General features: G+C 64.9%; 13 protein-coding genes and 1 pseudogene. 4 read left to right on the forward strand and 10 right to left on the reverse strand.

The genetic code is table 11. The annotated features are described in order from the left end of the window. Positions 1-57: 57 nt before the first annotated feature. The 5 genes from LJ362_RS01035 to LJ362_RS01055 are packed head-to-tail and all read right to left on the reverse strand — an operon-like array spanning position 58 to position 5,354. A complete protein-coding gene (locus LJ362_RS01035) occupies positions 58-1,578 on the reverse strand; it encodes an aldehyde dehydrogenase family protein (protein WP_264800333.1) in 1,521 nt (506 codons plus the stop codon). A 50-nt stretch (positions 1,579-1,628) separates the two neighbouring features. Next, positions 1,629-3,032, reverse strand: coding sequence for an MFS transporter (locus LJ362_RS01040; protein ID WP_264800334.1), 1,404 nt, complete (start codon positions 3,030-3,032; stop codon positions 1,629-1,631). A gap of 59 nt (positions 3,033-3,091) precedes the next feature. After that, entirely contained in the window at positions 3,092-4,225 is a 1,134-nt protein-coding gene (locus LJ362_RS01045) for a M20 family metallopeptidase (RefSeq protein ID WP_264800335.1), read from the reverse strand. Beyond that, positions 4,222-4,905, reverse strand: a complete 684-nt coding sequence (locus LJ362_RS01050) for a DUF1028 domain-containing protein (protein ID WP_264800336.1) — start codon at positions 4,903-4,905, stop codon at positions 4,222-4,224. The genes LJ362_RS01045 and LJ362_RS01050 overlap by 4 nt, the downstream gene beginning before the upstream one ends. Then, positions 4,902-5,354, reverse strand: coding sequence for a RidA family protein (locus LJ362_RS01055; RefSeq protein ID WP_262777508.1), 453 nt, complete (start codon positions 5,352-5,354; stop codon positions 4,902-4,904). The genes LJ362_RS01050 and LJ362_RS01055 overlap by 4 nt, the downstream gene beginning before the upstream one ends. Positions 5,355-5,485: 131 nt before the next feature. Here LJ362_RS01055 and LJ362_RS01060 point away from each other — a divergent pair, with 131 nt between their 5' ends. The 3 genes from LJ362_RS01060 to LJ362_RS01070 all read left to right on the forward strand — a co-directional run bounded on the left by LJ362_RS01060 (position 5,486) and on the right by LJ362_RS01070 (position 9,637). Continuing rightward, positions 5,486-6,412: a LysR substrate-binding domain-containing protein gene (locus LJ362_RS01060; RefSeq protein ID WP_181271370.1), complete on the forward strand. Its 927-nt coding sequence runs from the start codon at positions 5,486-5,488 to the stop codon at positions 6,410-6,412. A gap of 199 nt (positions 6,413-6,611) precedes the next feature. Then, entirely contained in the window at positions 6,612-7,901 is a 1,290-nt protein-coding gene (locus LJ362_RS01065; RefSeq protein WP_264800337.1) for a flavin-containing monooxygenase, read from the forward strand. Between the two features lie 155 nt (positions 7,902-8,056). Beyond that, the gene (locus LJ362_RS01070) at positions 8,057-9,637 is read left to right on the forward strand and encodes an aspartate ammonia-lyase (RefSeq protein ID WP_264800339.1); all 1,581 of its coding nucleotides are present in this window, start codon (positions 8,057-8,059) and stop codon (positions 9,635-9,637) included. Positions 9,638-9,673: 36 nt separating this feature from the next. Here LJ362_RS01070 and LJ362_RS01075 read toward each other — a convergent pair. The 4 genes and pseudogenes from LJ362_RS01075 to istA form a co-directional block, all read right to left on the reverse strand. Further along, positions 9,674-11,067, reverse strand: a pseudogene (locus LJ362_RS01075) (MBL fold metallo-hydrolase). Positions 11,068-11,113: 46 nt separating this feature from the next. Then, on the reverse strand, positions 11,114-11,299 hold the full coding sequence (locus LJ362_RS01080; protein WP_025777490.1) for a hypothetical protein: 186 nt from the start codon (positions 11,297-11,299) through the stop codon (positions 11,114-11,116). A gap of 167 nt (positions 11,300-11,466) precedes the next feature. Next, a complete protein-coding gene (locus LJ362_RS01085) occupies positions 11,467-12,213 on the reverse strand; it encodes an ATP-binding protein (RefSeq protein ID WP_283255771.1) in 747 nt (248 codons plus the stop codon). Further along, positions 12,210-13,763, reverse strand: a complete 1,554-nt coding sequence (gene istA, locus LJ362_RS01090) for an IS21 family transposase (protein ID WP_264798992.1) — start codon at positions 13,761-13,763, stop codon at positions 12,210-12,212. Before istA ends, LJ362_RS01085 begins: the two co-directional genes overlap by 4 nt. 304 nt (positions 13,764-14,067) lie before the next feature. Here istA and LJ362_RS01095 point away from each other — a divergent pair, with 304 nt between their 5' ends. Beyond that, positions 14,068-14,325, forward strand: a complete 258-nt coding sequence (locus tag LJ362_RS01095; RefSeq protein ID WP_051505072.1) for a metal-sensitive transcriptional regulator — start codon at positions 14,068-14,070, stop codon at positions 14,323-14,325. 40 nt (positions 14,326-14,365) lie between these two features. On the opposite strand, the gene LJ362_RS01100 is transcribed toward LJ362_RS01095, so the two are convergent. After that, positions 14,366-17,383, reverse strand: a complete 3,018-nt coding sequence (locus LJ362_RS01100; RefSeq protein WP_264800340.1) for a DEAD/DEAH box helicase — start codon at positions 17,381-17,383, stop codon at positions 14,366-14,368. Positions 17,384-17,404 lie beyond the last annotated feature (21 nt).

Genomic DNA, 17,404 nt, shown 5'->3' on the forward strand with positions numbered 1-17,404 from the left:
TTCACCGCGCCGAGAATGAACCTCAGTGCCGGTGTGCCGCGCAGCAGCGAGGATGCATCACCCCCACTGCAGCCAGGTCGTCTTGAAGTCCGAGTAGTTCTCCAGGGCGTGGACGGAGAGGTCACGGCCGAAGCCGGACTGCTTGAACCCGCCGAAGGGCGTGGTGAAGCCCAGGGCGTCGACGGTGTTGACCGAGACAGTGCCGGCGACCAGGCGCGCGGAGACTCGATGAGCCCGGGCCATGCTTCCCGTCCACAGGGCCGCGGCCAGACCGTAGGGCGTTTCATTGGCTTTCGCGATCGCCTCCTCCTCGGTGTCGAAGGGGGTGACGAGGGCGACCGGTCCGAAGATCTCGTGGCTGTGCAGACGATGATTGGCCGGCAGGTCGGTGACGATCGTCGGATCGATGAAGGTAGGGCGGCCGTTGATCGCCGGGCGGTTGCCGCCCTGGACGATGGTGCCGTCCCTGCGGGCCTGCTCGATGCAGTCCCACACCTCATCGGCGTGCTTCTCGGACACGAGGCAGCCGATCGCGCTCTCGGGATCGAGCGGATCCCCGGGCTGGAAGTCCTCTGCCGCGTCTTCGAGCAGATGCACGAACTCCTCATAGACGGAGCGTTCGACGAAGATCCGCGAGGTGGCCGAGCAGACCTCTCCCTGGTTGTAGAAGATGCCGAACGCCGCCTTCCGAGCCGCGGCAGCGAGGTCATCGGTGTCGGCGAAGATGATATTGGCGCTCTTGCCTCCGGCTTCGAGCGCCAGGCGCTTCAAGTTCGACTCCCCGGCGTAGACCTGCAGGGCCTTGGCCACTCCGGTGGACCCGGTGAAGCCGAGCATGTCGACATCCATGTGACGGCCCAATGCCTCACCGATGACCGAGCCTCGACCGGGTACGACGTTGAGGATGCCCGCGGGCAGCCCCGCCTCGGCGGCGATCTCGGCGAGCAGCAGGATCGAATGCGAGGCTTCGACCGGAGGCTTGACGACGAGGGCATTTCCGGCGGCCAGTGCGGGGGCGATCTTCCAGGTCGCGATCTCGAGCGGGTAGTTCCACGGCACGATGACCCCGACGACGCCGAGGGGTTCGCGGGTGACGAGCGCCGTGGACCCGGCCGGGGTCACCGGGATCTCGTCGCTGAGCTTTTCGATGGCCTCACCGTAGAAGCGGAAGAGGGCGGCGGCACCCGGGGCGTCGATCGTCGAGGACTCACCGATCGGCTTGCCCATGTCGAGGGTGTCGAGGAGCGCGAATTCGTCTGAGCGTGCTTCGATGAGCTCGGCCAGGCGCAGCAGCACCTCACGCCGATGGGTCGCCGAGGCGCGCGACCAGTCGCCGGCATCGAAAGCGGTGCGAGCGCTCGCCACCGCCGTGTCGACGTCGGAGACGTCGCCGAGGTGGAGCTGCGAGATCACCTCACCGGTGGCCGGGTTTGTCTTCGCATGGGTCTGGCCCGAGCGGGCGTCGACACGTCGTCCGTCGATGACGGGACGTCCGTCGATGGTCAGTGCCGCCGCGGCGGCGCGCCACTCGGCCACAGTGGTCGGCCGGGTCGTGGTGTCGGTCAGAGTCGCGGTCATGGAAGGTCTCCTTCGAATGTGATGCGGAAGCGAGTGGGCAGTGACAGCGGTCAGCGGTCGCTGGAGGGCTCGACAGGCGAGGGGTTGGGGCGCTCAACCGGGGCGGCCGCCTCGGGAGCCGAGGGTGCCGATGATTCCTCGAGGTCATCGGAGCGCAGCAGGTCGATGCCGCGTGTCTCCGGCAGGGAGGCGACGGTGACGATGCCGATGACGCCGACGACGGCGAGGAACCAGCCGGGGCTGAGCGTGCTGCCGGTGGAATCGATGAGCCAGGTGAGGATGTACGGCGCAGTGCCGGCGAAGAGTGCGGCAGTGAGGGCATAGGCGATGGACAGTCCGGTCTGCCTCGTGCGGGTCGGGAAGAGCTCGACGACGGTGGCGGCGTGGGTGCCGAGGATGATCGCAAGGATGAACGCCAGGCCGAAGGTCGAGACGAACGACGCCCACGGATAGTCGGCGCCCATGAGGACGAACAGCGGAACCGAGAGCACAGTGAGCGCGATCGCCGCGGTCATGAGCACAGGCTTGCGTCCGAACCTGTCCGAGGCGTGGCCCGCCAGGGGGACGATGACGAGCCCGAGCGCTGAAGCGAGGGTCGACAGCAGTGCGGCCCGACCGGGTTCGATGCCGACGGCCGTCTCCTGATACGTGAGCAGGTAGACGAGGACGACATAGAAGGTGACGTTCATGAACGTCTCCATGCCACAGGTCTGCAGGAACTGCTTGGGATTGCGTTTGAATACCTCACGCAGCGGCGCCTCGGCGACGGTCTCCATCTTCTGCAGTGCCGCGAAATCCGGGGTGTCCTCGATCTTCCGGCGGATGTAGAGGCCGATGAAGCCCAAAGGCACCGTGATGAGGAATGGGATTCTCCAGCCCCACGCACTCACCTGATCGGGCGTCAGTGCCTGGTTGAGGAGGAAGACGACGAAGGAGGCCAAGAGGAACCCGGCCAGCGAACCCACCTCGAGCCAGCTGCAGCCGAAGCCGCGGCGCTTCGGGGGAGAGAACTCACCGAGGAACGCTGCGGCGCTGCCGAACTCGCCGCCGGCGGCCAGCCCCTGCACGATGCGAGTGACGATGAGGAGGATCGGGGCGAGCACTCCGATGGTTCCGTAGGTCGGAAGCACTCCGAGCGCGAGCGTCGACAGGGCCATGGCGAGGATGACCAGCGACAGGGTGTGCTTGCGTCCGAGCTTGTCGCCGAGGCGGCCGAAGATGACCGCGCCGATCGGCCGGACGAGGAAGGAGACGGCGAAGACCGCGAAGGTGGCGAGCAAACCTGCGGTGCTGTCCTCCTCGGGGAAGAAGATCGCTGCGATCGTCGTGGCCATATAGGCATAGACGGCCCAGTCGAACCAGTGGACGAGGACGCCGATGGAGCCGGCGACCACGCTCTTGCGCAGACCTTTCTGATAGGCCAGCCCCTCGGCGGCCTGAGTGTCACCTGACATGTCCGAATCCTCCTTTGGAATCGTGGTTGCCAGCGCTGTGCTGGCGGTGCGGCCGTCCGTCAGCCGCGCTGGGCGCTCACATCCGCGGCGGTCCAGGCCAACGCGATTGCGCCGTCGATGAGTGTGCTCTCGGCCTTCTCGCCGACGCATGACTCGGCGAACGCCGCCTGATGGTTGCTCGCCTCGCCGCCGACCCCGATGTAGGGGTGGATGGCGTCGACGATCTGGGAGACGTTGCCCATATCCGTCGACGCGCGGTTCATCGTCGCTGCGACGGGGTCGACGTCGAAGTTCCGGCCGAGTGCGAGCGCATTGGCCCGGTAGGCTTCGAGCGCGACCTCATCGGTGCACATCTCCGAGTAGCGGCGGCTCTCCGGTGTGATAGTCAGTTCGGCCCCGGTGGCCAGGGCCCCGGCCTCGAAGCAGTTGATGACCTTCTGCTCGAGGGCGAGCAGCTCCTCCGTCGTCTCGGCACGCACGTACCAGCGGCCCTCGGTCTTGGACGGGATGGCGTTCGGCGCCTCACCGCCGTTCGTCATCACCCCGTGGACCCGTACGGTCTTCGGCAGCTGCTGGCGGAGCAGACCGAGGGCCACCTGGGCGATGAGGAACGCGTCGTTGGCATTGATGCCGCGTTCCGGGTATGCGGCGGCATGGGCGGCTCGCCCGGTGTATTCGACATGCCAGTGCGTGACTGCGAAGGGCTCGGCCTCGGCGACATCGACGGGAGCGGGATGGGCCATGAGCGCGAAGTCGAGTTCGGTGAAGGCACCGCGGTCGAGCAGTTCGATCTTGCCGCCTCCGCCCTCTTCGGCCGGTGTGCCGATGACCTCGACGGTGATGCCGAGGTCCCCGGCCGCCTCGGCGAGGCCGATCGCCCCACCGACGCTCATGGCGGCGATGAGGTTGTGGCCGCAGGCGTGACCGAGGCCGGGCAGGGCGTCGTACTCGGCGAGGAAGCCGATGGTGAACTCGCCCGTCCCGAACGTGGCGCGAAACGCGGTTTCGAGTCCGAGGTAGGGGCGTTCGACGGTGAAGCCGTGCTCGGCCAAGACCTCGGCAACGGCGGCCGAGGAGCGGAACTCCTGCCAAGCGAGCTCGGGATCGTCGTGGAGGGAGTTCGACAATTCGATGAGCTTCGGTGCCGTCTCGGCGACCCGGGCGGCGAGACGGTCCTTGAGTGCGCTGGTCATCGATCGTCACCGGGCACGCCGTAGGACGGAGAGGCGGCCGGATCGAGGCCGCGCGTGATGTAGTCGTCCCGCTGGGGCATCCAGATCTCGAGGAGGCGGCCGAGCTGCCCGATCGGATCCTCGTCGGCCCAATCGACGCGCAGATCGGTGACCCTCCAGCCGGAGCCGTTGACCACGGACAGGCCGGCGGAGTGGACGGGCCCGGCTTCGCCGCCGGCGGTCATCGCTGCCTCGAAGGCTGCGAAGAGGCGTTCTTCGAGACGACCGGTCGCAGACAGCGCGGTCTCGACGAAAGCGTCGAGGACTGTCAGGTCGGCGAGCATATTTCCTCCGGCCACGGCGTTGTTCTCGGTGCGGGCACCGAAGATGCCGAGCGCCTGCGCACCCGAGTGTGCGGCGGTTTTCCCGGCGGCGTCGATGACGAGCAGCTGCCGAAAGTCGATCGCGGTGGGATCGGCGGCGGCGACGACGGCGTCGAGCGCCGACTGCGCATTCTTGCCCGAAGCCATCTCAGAGATGATCGCCGGACCGAGCCGCGGGTCGGTGATGTTCTGGGAGTTCACCCCGCCGATCCCGTCGGCCAGGCTGATGCAGCGTGCGGCAACGGCCGGCGAGGATGAGGAGATCGCGGAGCCGAATTCCCCGGTTTCGGGATCGTGGAGGAGGAGCGAGAAGGTCACTGGGCCACCTCGGTCCGTCCCGCCTCGGCGGTGTTGCTGATGACGGCGGTGGCGTCGATCTCGACGAGCCACTCGGGGCGCGCCAGGGCCTGGACGACGATGCCGGTCGAGACGGGGAAGACGCCCTTGAGCCACTTGCCCATGGTCCGGTAGACGTCCTCGCGGTAACGGGGATCGATGATGTAGACGGTGACCTTGACGATGTCGGCGAGGCTGCTGCCGGCTTCTTCGAGGAGCATCGCGATGTTCGCCATCGCCTTCTCCGCCTGAGCGGTGACATCGCCGATGCCCACGGACTCCCGGGTCTCGAGGTCCTGGCCGATCTGTCCGCGCAGGTAGACGACGCCGCCGGCGACGACGGCCTGGCAGAGATCGTTGTCGAGATTCTGTTCCGGATAGGTGTCCTTGGTGTTGAACATTCTCAGTCGTGTGTGCGTCGGCTCTGCCATGGCGGCGTCTCCTCGTCGAGTGAAGCGGTCGTTGTCTGCCACCCATTCTCGAGACATTCCATTCATCTGTGAAATAGTTATAATTTAGTCAGAGCATCTACAAAACAGATTCTTCATCGCAGGGAGCCGCAATGGTGCAGAGATTCGCGATCACGCTCACCCAGCTGTCCTACTTCGCCGAATGCGCGAAGACGCTCAATATGACCGAGGCCAGCCAGGAGCTGCACATCGCCCAGTCGGCTGTGTCGACGGCGATCAACCAGCTGGAGAAGGCCCTCGGGGCTCCGCTGTTCGTCCGTCAGCACTCGAAGGGCCTCGTGCTGACCTCGGCCGGCGAGAGCCTGCTCCACGAGACCCGGGAGATCTTCGGGCGGATCACCGACGCCGTCGACTCGATCCAGGCCGGCCAGCGTGAGGTGCGCGGAACCATCGTCATCGCCTGCTTCCAGACGATCGCACCTTTTCTGCTTCCGCAGCTGCTCCAGCGATTGGGCGAACGTCATCCCGACCTGACCGTCGAGGTCGTCGAGGGGGACCACGAGGAGAGCATCGACGCCCTGCGCAGCGGTCGGGTCGAACTCGCGCTCAACTACGACCTCACCGAATCCGACGGCATCCGCGCCGAGATCGTCGGCGAGGCTAGGCCGCACGTCATCGTCGGAACCGATCACCGTCTCGCCCGTCGGAAGAAGGTCTCGCTGAGCGAGCTCGCCGAGGATGACTTCGTCGTCCTCGACCTGCCCGACAGCCGCGAGTACTTCCTCAACATGCTGCGCCTGGCCGGCATCACCCCGCATGTGCGCTACCGCAGCTCGAGCTACGAGACCGTGCGCTCGATGGTCGCCATGGGCCTCGGGTTCTCCATCCTCAATCAGCGGCCGCGTATTCGGCAGACCTACACGGGGGAGCGGACGACGATTCTCGAGATCTCCGATCCCGTCCCCACCCTGCACGTGGCCGTGTCCACCCTGGCTCGATCCGGGCAGACGGCGAAGGCCGCTGCCGTGGCCGACGTCGTCCGCGAGATCCTCGCCGAGGTGGCCCCCGAGTCAGGCTGAGAGCGTTTCCGTTAGATACCCCTAAGTGATCGACAAATGGGTACTGCATCTATTCATAAGATGCAGTGGACCGTGAAGAACTATTGGCATTGCCGCTTCCACCTGCGGTTTGCTGGAAGGCGTCAGGGCAACATCGAAGTTGTGCCCGCCAGCAACGAAGCACATGCCGCCGCAGCGCGGCACCGACGGAAGGGTGTCCATGTCGAACACAGCCGCAGAAACCACCGAGGTCGTCGTCATCGGCGGCGGCCAGGCCGGAATCGCGATGAGTGAGCATCTCAGCGAGCGGGGAGTGGCCCATGTCGTCCTCGAGAAGGATCGGGTCGCCGAAGCCTGGCGCTCCCGCCGATGGGACTCCCTCGTCGCCAACGGGCCCGCCTGGCACGATCGCTTCCCCACACAGGAATTCGAAGAGACCGATCCTGATGGATTCGCCACGAAGGCAGAGGTTGCCGATTACTTTCAGAAACTTGTCGATCGCAAAGACCTGCCAGTGCGAACCGGTGTGACAGTCACCTCGGTCGATGAGAACAGCGGCAGCCGAGGCTACCGGGTGACCACCGACTCAGGTGTCATCGATGCCGACTACGTGGTGTCGGCAACCGGTCCGTTCCAGACCCCGCGAATTCCCGGACTCATTCCGGAAGACGCAGGGTTCACCCAGATGCATTCGAGCTCGTACAAGAACCCTGACCAGCTCGAAGACGGCGGAGTCCTCGTGGTCGGAGCAGGGTCTTCGGGCGTTCAGATCGCCGCAGAGATTCAGAACTCGGGCCGTCCGGTTCATCTCGCCGTCGGTCCCCATGATCGTCCTCCCCGGTCCTACCGTGGCCGCGATTTCTGCTGGTGGCTGGGCGTGCTTGGACTGTGGGATCTCGTGACGCCGCCTGCCGGAGCGGAACACGTCACTATTGCTGTCAGTGGTGCCGGAGGCGGACATACCGTCGACTTCCGGGACCTGGCCGATTCCGGAATCACGCTCCTCGGGCGAGCCAACGGTTACTCGGATGGGAAGCTTGTTCTGGGGACGGATCTGCAGAAGAACATCGCCAATGGTGACGAGAACTATCTCTCGCTGCTCAACGCGGCCGACGAATACATCGAACGCAATGGCCTCGACCTGCCGCCTGAACCCGAGGCTCATGTGCTCGGAGCAGACCCGGAATGTGTCACGAATCCGATCCTGGAACTCGATCTTGCTGAGGCAGGCATTCGCACGGTGATCTGGGCGACCGGGTTCGGAGTCGACTATTCGTGGCTCAACGTTGAGGACGTGCTGGACGAGTCCGGTTACCCGGTTCATGCACGCGGAGTCTCGCCCGTCCCCGGAGTGTATTTCCTCGGTCTGCCGTGGCTGTCGCGGCGTGGATCGAGCTTCATCTGGGGAGTTTGGCACGATGCGAAATACATTGCCGACCAGATCGACATTCAGCGTATGTATCGCGACTACGCCCCTGCGCAGGCCAGGGTTGCAGCAATCGCAGTCTGATTGAGCCAGTAACTGACGGGCGGCGGACGTTTCGGCTCAAAAGATGGGCGAAATGATCTGTAGTCGATTGATCAGCCCCCGTATTTCCGCCGCCCGTCCGTTGCCTCCGAATCCGCCTTCGGTTGGCTCGGAAAGTATGAGATTGTGAAACCACTATGACTGAGTCGAACGCCTCCGCAGATCCCAACACCGCCTCTCTTCCCCTCAACTCGTCGACGTCGACGAGCCCGATTCCCACGAGCCAGAACCAGCCCACCCGCACCGAGACCGACTCCATCGGCAGCCTCGAGATCCCCGACACCGCCTACTGGGGAGTGCACACGGCCCGGGCGAACGAGAACTTCCCCATCGCCCGCCGCCCCATCTCCGTCTACCCCGACTTCGTCCGCGCCTTCGCCTGCGTCAAACAGGCCGCAGCCCGGGCCAACGCCGAGATCGGGGCGCTCGACGACCAGCGCGCGAACCTTATCGACGCCGCCTGCGAAGAGATCAAGTCCGGCAAACTCCACGACCAGTTCGCCGTCGGCGTCGTCCAGGGCGGAGCCGGCACCTCGACGAACATGAACGCCAACGAGGTCATCACCAACCGGGCGCTCGAGATCGCCGGCCGGTCGAAGGGCGACTACGCGTTCATCCACCCCAACGACCACACGAACCACAGCCAGTCGACGAACGACACCTACCCGACCGCGATCAAGATCGCGCTGGCGTTCTCACTGCAGAATCTCCTCGGCGAACTCACGCTCCTCGCCGATGCCTTCGCCGCGAAGGGCCGCGAGTTCGCCCATATCGTCAAGGTCGGGCGCACCCAGCTGCAGGACGCCGTGCCGATGACGCTCGGCCAGGAATTCAACGCCTTCGCCACCACCCTGCGCGAGGACGTGCAGCGCCTCGAGGAAGCCGTCGCCCTCCTCGGCGAGGTGAACATGGGTGCCACCGCGATCGGCACCTCGATCAACGCCCCGGCCGGGTACAAGGAAACGGTCATCAAACACCTGCGGCAGATCACCGGGCTCGACCTGAAAACGGCCGGAGACCTCGTCGAATCCACCTCCGACACCGGTGTCTTCATCACTTTCTCCGGTGCGCTCAAGCGCAGCGCGCTGAAGATGTCGAAGATCGCCAACGACCTGCGGCTGCTGTCGTCGGGGCCGCAGGCGGGCATCGGTGAGATCAACCTGCCCGCCCGTCAGGCCGGATCGTCGATCATGCCCGGCAAGGTCAATCCCGTCATCCCCGAGGCGGTGTCCCAGGTCGCGTACTCCGTGGCCGGTGCCGACGTCACCGTGTCCATGGCCGTCGAAGGCGGACAGCTGCAGCTCAACGCCTTCGAACCGATCATCGCCCACTCGCTGTTCCAGTCGATCACGTGGCTCGAACGAGCGGCCCAGACCTTCCGCATCAACTGCGTCAACGGCATCACCGCCAACGAGGCGCATATCGAAGACACCGTCGACCGCTCGGTCACCGTCATCACCGCGCTCGCCCCGGTCATCGGCTACGTCGCCGCAGCAAAACTGGCGAAGGAAGCATTGGCGAAGAACGAACCCATCGCCGATCTCGTCGTCGAGCACGGGCTGCTCGAGCGGAATGAGCTCGGCGAGATCCTCCACCCCGAACGGCTGACCGGCATGCCCGCCGACGATTCCGTGGACAACACTGCCACCAGCACCGAGGCGGTTCCCCGGGATGAGGTGACCACCGAGCTTCCGATCATCCCCGACCCGAAGGGGTAAGCGGCTCGCGCAGGGCCGGCAGCTCCCTGTTCCGGATCAGGACTCGAGCGACCGCCAGGCATCGTAGGAGCCGGCGAGCTCGGCGACCCGGTATCCGGCGCGGCGCAGGGCGCTGGCGGTGATGCTGCTGCGGGTGCCGCTCTGGCAGTAGGTGACGATCCGGCCGTCGCTGGGTAGGCGGTCGAGTTCCCACAGGGCGCGGCCGCCGCTGAGCTGGGTTGCACCGGGGATGTGGCCGCCGGCGTGCTCGTTCTTCGAACGGACATCGACGAGGCGGATGTCGGCTGCGTCTGCCAGGTTCGCCGGGTCGACCAGGTCGACCGGTTGCAGATCCATCCCGGCAAGCGAGGTCACGTAGCCGGTGACCGTGTCGATGCCGACCCTGATGAGATGATCCCGGAACTCCGCCGCCTGCTCGGCATCATCGGCGAGGACGACAATCGGCGTCGACTCCGCGGCCGGGTCGAAGACCCAGGCGCCGAAGCTCGCGGCCTTTCCGGGCCCCGGGATGTGCAGAGCCCGGCCGGGGTGCCGGCATGGACATCCGCGGTCGGACGGGTGTCGATGAAAACTGCCGAGCCGTCCTCGATCCTCTCCTGCACGCGACCGGCGTCGAATTCCTCGAGCTCGGCGAGCTCGCCGAGGAGAGACGGGCCCTCCCGGTTCTCGGTCTTCATCCTGGCGAAGTAGGCGTGGGCGTCGGGCTGCCCGGACAGCAGTTCGTCGACGAAGCCCTGCTCATCGCCGCTCTCGAGGAACGGCGACCACCAGGCGAAGGCGCGCTCGTAGCCGACGGTGGTCGTCGGAACGGCCCCCAGGGCTTTGCCGCAGGCGCTTCCGGCGCCGTGTGCGGGCAGGATCTGCACGTAGTCGGGGAGGGTGAGCAGGCGGTCGCGGAGGCTGGCGAAGAGGTCGCGGGCACCGGCGAAGCGGGTGTCGGAGCCGCCGGCCGCCTCGTCGAGGAGGTCCGGGCGTCCGGTGTCCCCGACGAAGACGAAGTCGCCGGTGAGCATGAACCCCGGCGCGTCGGCCTGGGCACCGTCGGTGACGAGGAACGACAGGTGCTCGGGAGTGTGGCCGGGGGTGTGCGAGGCGCGCAGGGTGATCTTGCCGAGGGCGATCTCCTCACCGTCGTGCAGGCGCACCGCGTCGTCGAAGCCCGCCCCGTAGGACCAGTCGGGTCCGCCTTCGTCGGAGACGTACATCGTCGCGCCGGTGGCGGCGGCGAGTTCGCGGGTGCCGGAGAGGTAGTCGGCGTGGATGTGGGTCTCGGTGACGGCAGTGATCGTCAGTCCGTGGTGGTCGGCGAGTTCGCGGTAGACCGCGATGTCCCGGCGGGGATCGACGACGATCGCCTCTGCACTGGCCTGGCAGGCGATGACGTAGCTGGCGTGGGCGAGGTCGGCGTCGAAGATGCGTTCGAGGAGCATGGGAGTCTTCTTTCCGTGGTCGAGGGGTGTTTGGTCTGCCGTGTGGTCAGCGGCCGAAGAGGCGGGAGAAGAAGCCGGGCTTGGCCGCTCGGGCCGCATCCTCTTCGGCCTGGGTGTGCTTGCCGTTGCACCACTGGCCGGCCGGGACCGTGCTCTTCACCGACTGGATGTGCTGCCCGCATCCTGCCCACGTGGTCTTTCCGCATACTCGGCACGTCGCTGCTCGACACATAGCTGTCTCCTTCTTCGGCCATCGCTGGCCTGTTCATCATTGGCTTCATATACTGAGTATTTGAAGCTTTGGGGACCAGTCGATCGTGCGTTTGGGAGCCACCGATATTGCCGGTGGGGGCCAGCAGCCGGGACTATCGGGTCCACCAGCCACCCACCGACGGTTTCTCACGAATTCAGAGCAGCATGTTCACGCATGTTATGACTGCCAGTCTCGACCCAGATCGTGTTGTGCACGATTCGGTCCATGATCGCATCCGCGTGGACTCCAGACCCCAGTCGTTGATGCCAGTCCTTCTTCGCATACTGGGTACAGAACACCGTCGATGCCGTGTCGTAGCGGCGCTCGAGCAGTTCCAGCAGCATACTGCGCATAGCCTCATCGGGAGGATCGAGTAACCATTCGTCGATGACGAGGACGGTGAACGCGGCGTATTTCTTCAATAACTTCGTCGTGCCCAGCGGTTTGTCCTTTGCTAGTGCCCAGGCCTCTTCCAGATCAGGCATGCGAATGTAGTGAGCTCGGATCCGGTGCTGACAGGCTCGTTTTGCTAGAGCACATCCCAGATAGGACTTTCCCGAACCGGTGAATCCTTGGAACACGACGTTCTGGCCGCGGTCGATGAAGCCGCAGGTTCCTAGCTGCGCGATCACGTTCTGATCCAGTCCTCTCTCATCGACGCGGGACAGTTGCCGCAGGTCCGCTGCCGGGTATCGTAGTCCGGCCCGGCGGATGAGTCCTTCAACTTTGGCATGGTTGAACCTCGAGTGGGCTTCGTCGACGATCAACTGCAGGCGTTCATCGAAGCTCATTCCCATAGTCAGGTCCTCGTCCTGGGACTCGAGTGCCTCCAGCAAAGGTGTCGCACCCATCTCGCGCAGCTTGCGCTTGGTTTCTGTATCGATCGCCGTCACTGTCGGCCTCCTGCATAGTAGGAGGCTCCACGAACGTAACCGCCGTGCTCGACAGGCTGAGCCTCGTCGGCTCTGGTGTGGTCTTGCCCTGTGACCAGGATCGGGTTCACATGCGCATAGCGTGGGGACCTCACCGGACCGGCCAAAGCGATCCGGCAGGCCGCCTCGACCCTTTCAGCAGAGTAACGGCGGGCCAGCCTCAACACCGCCAGGGCCGGGTTGAGTCCTTGCTCGTCGATGGGAACAGACTCGAAAATGCGATCGATGACAACCAGTGCCGATGGACCGATCCGCTCGGCCCACTGGCGGGCTCGCGGTTTGTCCCACAGCTGGTACTTCTCGCCGACCGGCAGGTCGGCCTCATTCGTCCGATACTCATTCGCTGCCGTTACCGGTAGCAGCAGGTGCGTCGTGATCCTCTCATGGCCGGAATAGACCTCAAGACTGCGATCGGTGATTCGCAGATCAACCTTGGCGCCGATATGGGCAAACGGCACTGAATAATAGTTCCGCGCCCAACTGACATGCCCATTCCTGGCCACCCGGCGCCCGTAGACCCACCGGCTGATCTCGTAGGCAACCTGCGGCAATCGCCTCAGCAGTGGCTGCTCATCGGTGGTGAAGACGCTGAGTCTGGAACCTGGCCGCTTCTGGAAGGGCTCGGCGTTATAGGCTGCGACTCGCTCCTCGATCGCCGATGCCAGTTCCGGCAGCGAAGCAAACCGTCGGTCCCGAAGTCCCGCGATCACCCACGTGGCCACATGCCCGACAGTGTTCTCCACACTCGCCTTGTCTTTCGGTGCTCTGATCCGGCCCGGAAGCACTGCCGCCGAATAGTGGGCAGCCATTTCCCGATAAGCATCGTTGAGCACGACCTCACCATCGCGGGGATGAGCGATCACTCCGGTTTTGAGGTTGTCCGGCACGATCCTCGGCGTCGATCCGTCGAAAGCGGTGAACATTGCCACATGCGCCCGCAACCAGGAATCCTGGCTCATATCCAGACTCGGATACACGAACGCGTACCGGCTGAATGGCAGACACGCGACGAACAGATACACGGTCACAGGCTGACTCGCCCCCGACGGATACAGTCGCATCGTCGGCCCCGACCAATCGACTTCGATCGTCTGCGCGGCCTTGTGACCGACTCGGGAAGCGGCGCCAGTGACCAGCACATGACGTTGATAGGTGCGGCAGAACCGGTCGTAGCTCATCGCCGCATCACCAGCAGCAGCGCATGCATCGACATACTCGCCATGGAGGAGCTTCAGCGTCACCCCGACCCGAGCCATCTCCTTATGGATTCGTTCCCAGTCGGGTTGGGCGAACACACTGTGATGGTCGCCGCGGCCCGGGAACAACAGACTGTACACCTCACCATCGGGGCAGTCTTTGACATCATCCCAACTCAGGCCGGCAGCATTCGCGGCATCGAGGACTTGGGTGACAGACTTACGGGACATCGCCTGAGACGATGCAATAGCTCTTCCCGAGAGCCCCTCGGCCCGAAGCTGTAGAACCAGCTTCGCTCTGATCTTGCGTACCATGAATATTCTCCTTCTGCCGCGTGCCCTATACACGCGGCGGAAGGAGCTTATACGTCAGTGGCCCCCATGCACGCCATAGCTGGCCCCGAACCACACGATTATCTGATCAGGCGTCCGGCCCCCGAACCCACGATTGACGGCCCCCAATAAAGCGGATATTCAATATACCCTCGGGGGTATGCATTCAATATACCCTTAGGGGTATAGTTGATGTCAACATCGAGAATGTGAAAGGACGACGATGAGCGAACGCGACACAGCTCTGACCGAGCCGACAGGGGCAGAGGGAGACCCGGGGGAGCGGATGCTGGCCGACCCCGCTGCGCAGAAGAAGATCCTCAACCGACTGCGCCGGGCACAGGGGCAGCTCGGTGCGGTGATCACCGCGGTCGAGGACGGAAGTCACTGCCGCGACGTCATCCATCAACTCTCAGCGGTGTCGAAGGCCCTCGACCGGGCCGGTTTCCTCATCATCTCGACGGCGCTGCGGGAATGCCTCGAGGACGACGAGGACGATGTGCGCACCGACGAGCTCGAGAAGCTCTTCCTCTCAATGGCCTGATGAGGACGGAGGGGTGTGACGGGGCATGTGCCTACGGCCCCTACCCCTCGAGCAGCCCCTTGATGTCCGCGGCGGTCACGGTCTGGCTGAACGCCTGGCCGTCCGGGCCGCGGCCCTGATACGTGCCGGAGTCGGACATGAGCTCGTCGAAGAGTTCGGCCTTGCGCTTCTGCAGAGCGAGCACCTTCTCCTCGATCGTGCCCTCGGCAACATAGCGGTAGACCATGACGTTCTTCGTCTGCCCGATCCGGTGCGCCCGGTCGATCGCCTGATTCTCCGAGGCGGGATTCCACCATGGATCCATGAGGAAGACGTAGTCCGCCTCGGTGAGGTTGAGCCCGAACCCACCGGCCTTGAGGCTGATGAGGAACACCGGGGCCTCACCGGATCGGAACGCGTCGACCACCGCCCCGCGATTGCGCGTCGACCCGTCGAGGACGACATAGGGAATCCCGCGAGCGTCGAGGTCCGCGGCGACATTGGCCAGGAACGACGTGAACTGGCTGAACACGATCGACCGGTGGCCCTCGGCGATGACATCGTCGAGCCGCTCCAGGAGCGCGGCCAACTTCGACGACGGCACCTCAGTATGTTCGGCATCGACGATCGACGGGTCGAGCGCGAGCATCCGCAGCAGCGTCAGCGACCGGAAGACGATGAACCGCTGCTTGTCGTATTCGCTGTCGATGAAGCCGAGGATCTTCTTCCGCTCCTTCTGCAGAATCCGATCGTAGAGTCTGCGGTGCGCGGCATTGAGCTCGACCGAGATGACCTGTTCCTGCTTCTCCGGCAGGTCTGCGGCGACGAGATCCTTCGTCCGCCGCATCATGAACGGTCGGATCCGCCGCTGCAGACGCTGCATCCGTCCCGGATTCTCACCCGACTCGATCGGACGCACGTACTCTTCCTCGAACCGGTGAGGACTCGGGAACAGTCCGGGCGCCGTGATCGAAAACAGCGACCACACGTCCTTGAGCGAGTTCTCCAGAGGAGTGCCCGTCAGCGCCAAGCGGAACGGTGCCCGCACCTCCTTCGCCGCCAGGTGGGTCTGTGCGGTGGAGTTCTTCACGAACTGCGCCTCGTCGAGGATGAGCCCCGCCCACTCCATCCGCGAGATCGGGGTCTCCTCCAACCTCAAGATCGCATACGACATGACGATGACATCTGCACCGTCGACCACCTCGGCGAGGTCGACCCCACGCGCCCGCGTCGACTCGGCGATGACACGAACGTCGAGGTCAGGGGTGAAGGAGGCTGCCTCCTTCACCCAATTCGGGACCACTGAGGTGGGAGCGATGACGAGGAAGGGTGTGTCCGCTTTCGCGTGCTTGATGAGCGCGAGCGTCTGCAGGGTTTTGCCCAAGCCCATGTCGTCGCCGAGGATCCCGCCGAGCCGGCACGAGTACAGCAGCGCCAACCACCGGAAGCCCTGCACCTGATATGGGCGCAGGGTCGCGCCGTTCAGGTCGGGCACTTCGGTGGCGGGCAGGTGCTCGAGGTCGGCCAGGGCGCGCACCGAGTCTCTCCAGGTCACGGCCGGTTCGGACTCGTCGGCGAGGTCCTCGAAATCCGACCACAGACCCACATGCATCCGGGAGATCTTCGGCGCTCCGGGCTCCCATTCGGGGATGAGGTCCGCCTCGGCGAGGAGGGCTTTGAGCTTGTCGAAGATCGGCTTGTTCAGCGACAGGAACGAATCGTCGGAGAGTTTGATCTTCTTCGTCCCCGCCGCCAGCGCCTTGTACAGCTTGACGAAGGGGACCGGGTGGCCGTCGATGCTGATCTGGAAGCCGAGGTCGAACCAGTCGTTCTTCTCCGACTCGACCGAGGTGATCTTCACGTTCGGTTCCCCGCCGAGCTCCCGGTACGGCTGCTTCTTCCCGCGCGTGATGACCTTGACGTGCTCGATCTCTTCGAGTCCGGGCAGGACGTTGACGACGAAATCCGCGGTGTCGGCGTCGTCGAGTTCGACGTCTCTGATGGTCGGCAGGGCGGAGCCGGTTTCGTGGGTGTCGGCGAGGAGTTTGTCGACCTCGGTGACGACGGCATCTTCGAAGTCGAGTTCGCGTTGCTCCGCGTATTCCCTCGCCGAGGCGGCGCTGAGCCTCAATCGATCGATGACGGGGAAGGTGCGGCGGGGGCCCTGGTATTCCCAGTACCAGCTTAAGGAGAGTTTGTCGCCGGCGCCGAAGGCGGCGAAGACGACGAGGCGGGGCCGGCCGTACTGCGGGAAGGCGACGGTGGCGTCGCTGCTGATGACCTCGGCGCTGGAGCGCAGCTGCGGGTAGTACTCCTCGAAGAACTCTTCGGCCTCGGCCGCGGGGATCGTGATCGGCCCGGGGGACTGGAGCACGGGCAGCGCGGATTCCTTCGTCGGGGTCTCCGCGGGGGCGAGGGTGACGGTGAAACCGCTGGTGACGTCGATGCCGAAGAAGCCGTGCGTCCAGATCGGTTTGATCAGCCCGGGGGCGTATTCGCGTTCGTCGATGGTCGCCCGTGTCTGCACGTTCAGGCGGTTCCGGCTGCGGCGGATGTCGATCGCGGCTTTCGCGTTGTGCCCGATGCGGACGGTCATATCCGGATTGATGCCGACGAATTCGATGCCGAGCTTCTTCCCCTGCGTGAAGTGATCCCACAGCAGGGGAGTGCGGAAATCGACGAGGTGGTACGGCGCCCCATCGGGTGTGAAGTCGGTCTTCCCGCGGGTGCGCAGTCCCGCGAGTTGGGTGAACCATTCCTGGTGGGCCGGGTCGATGTCGAACTGGCGGGCCATGCGGTCGATGGTGCGCCAGGACAGGGACTTCTTCACCCAGTTGCCGGACTCGCTGAGCATGAGCGGGCGGATCGCGAGGCTCGGGTTCGCACCCGGGGTGACGTCATCTTTGTCGAGGACGACGGAGTGCTGGGCTTCGAACCATGTGCGGGGGATGACCTGGACGAGCTCGAATCCCAGGGCCACGGGCGTGTGCGAGTGCGGAGCCGCCGCGGCGAGTGGGGCGAAGGCATCACGCCAATCGGCGGGGAGGGCGGAACCGGCTGCGGGCTGGGACTCGGGCACCCAGCCATCTTCTCATTGGAC

The sequence above is a fragment of the Brevibacterium sp. JSBI002 genome (assembly GCF_026013965.1).
Lineage (GTDB): Bacteria > Actinomycetota > Actinomycetes > Actinomycetales > Brevibacteriaceae > Brevibacterium.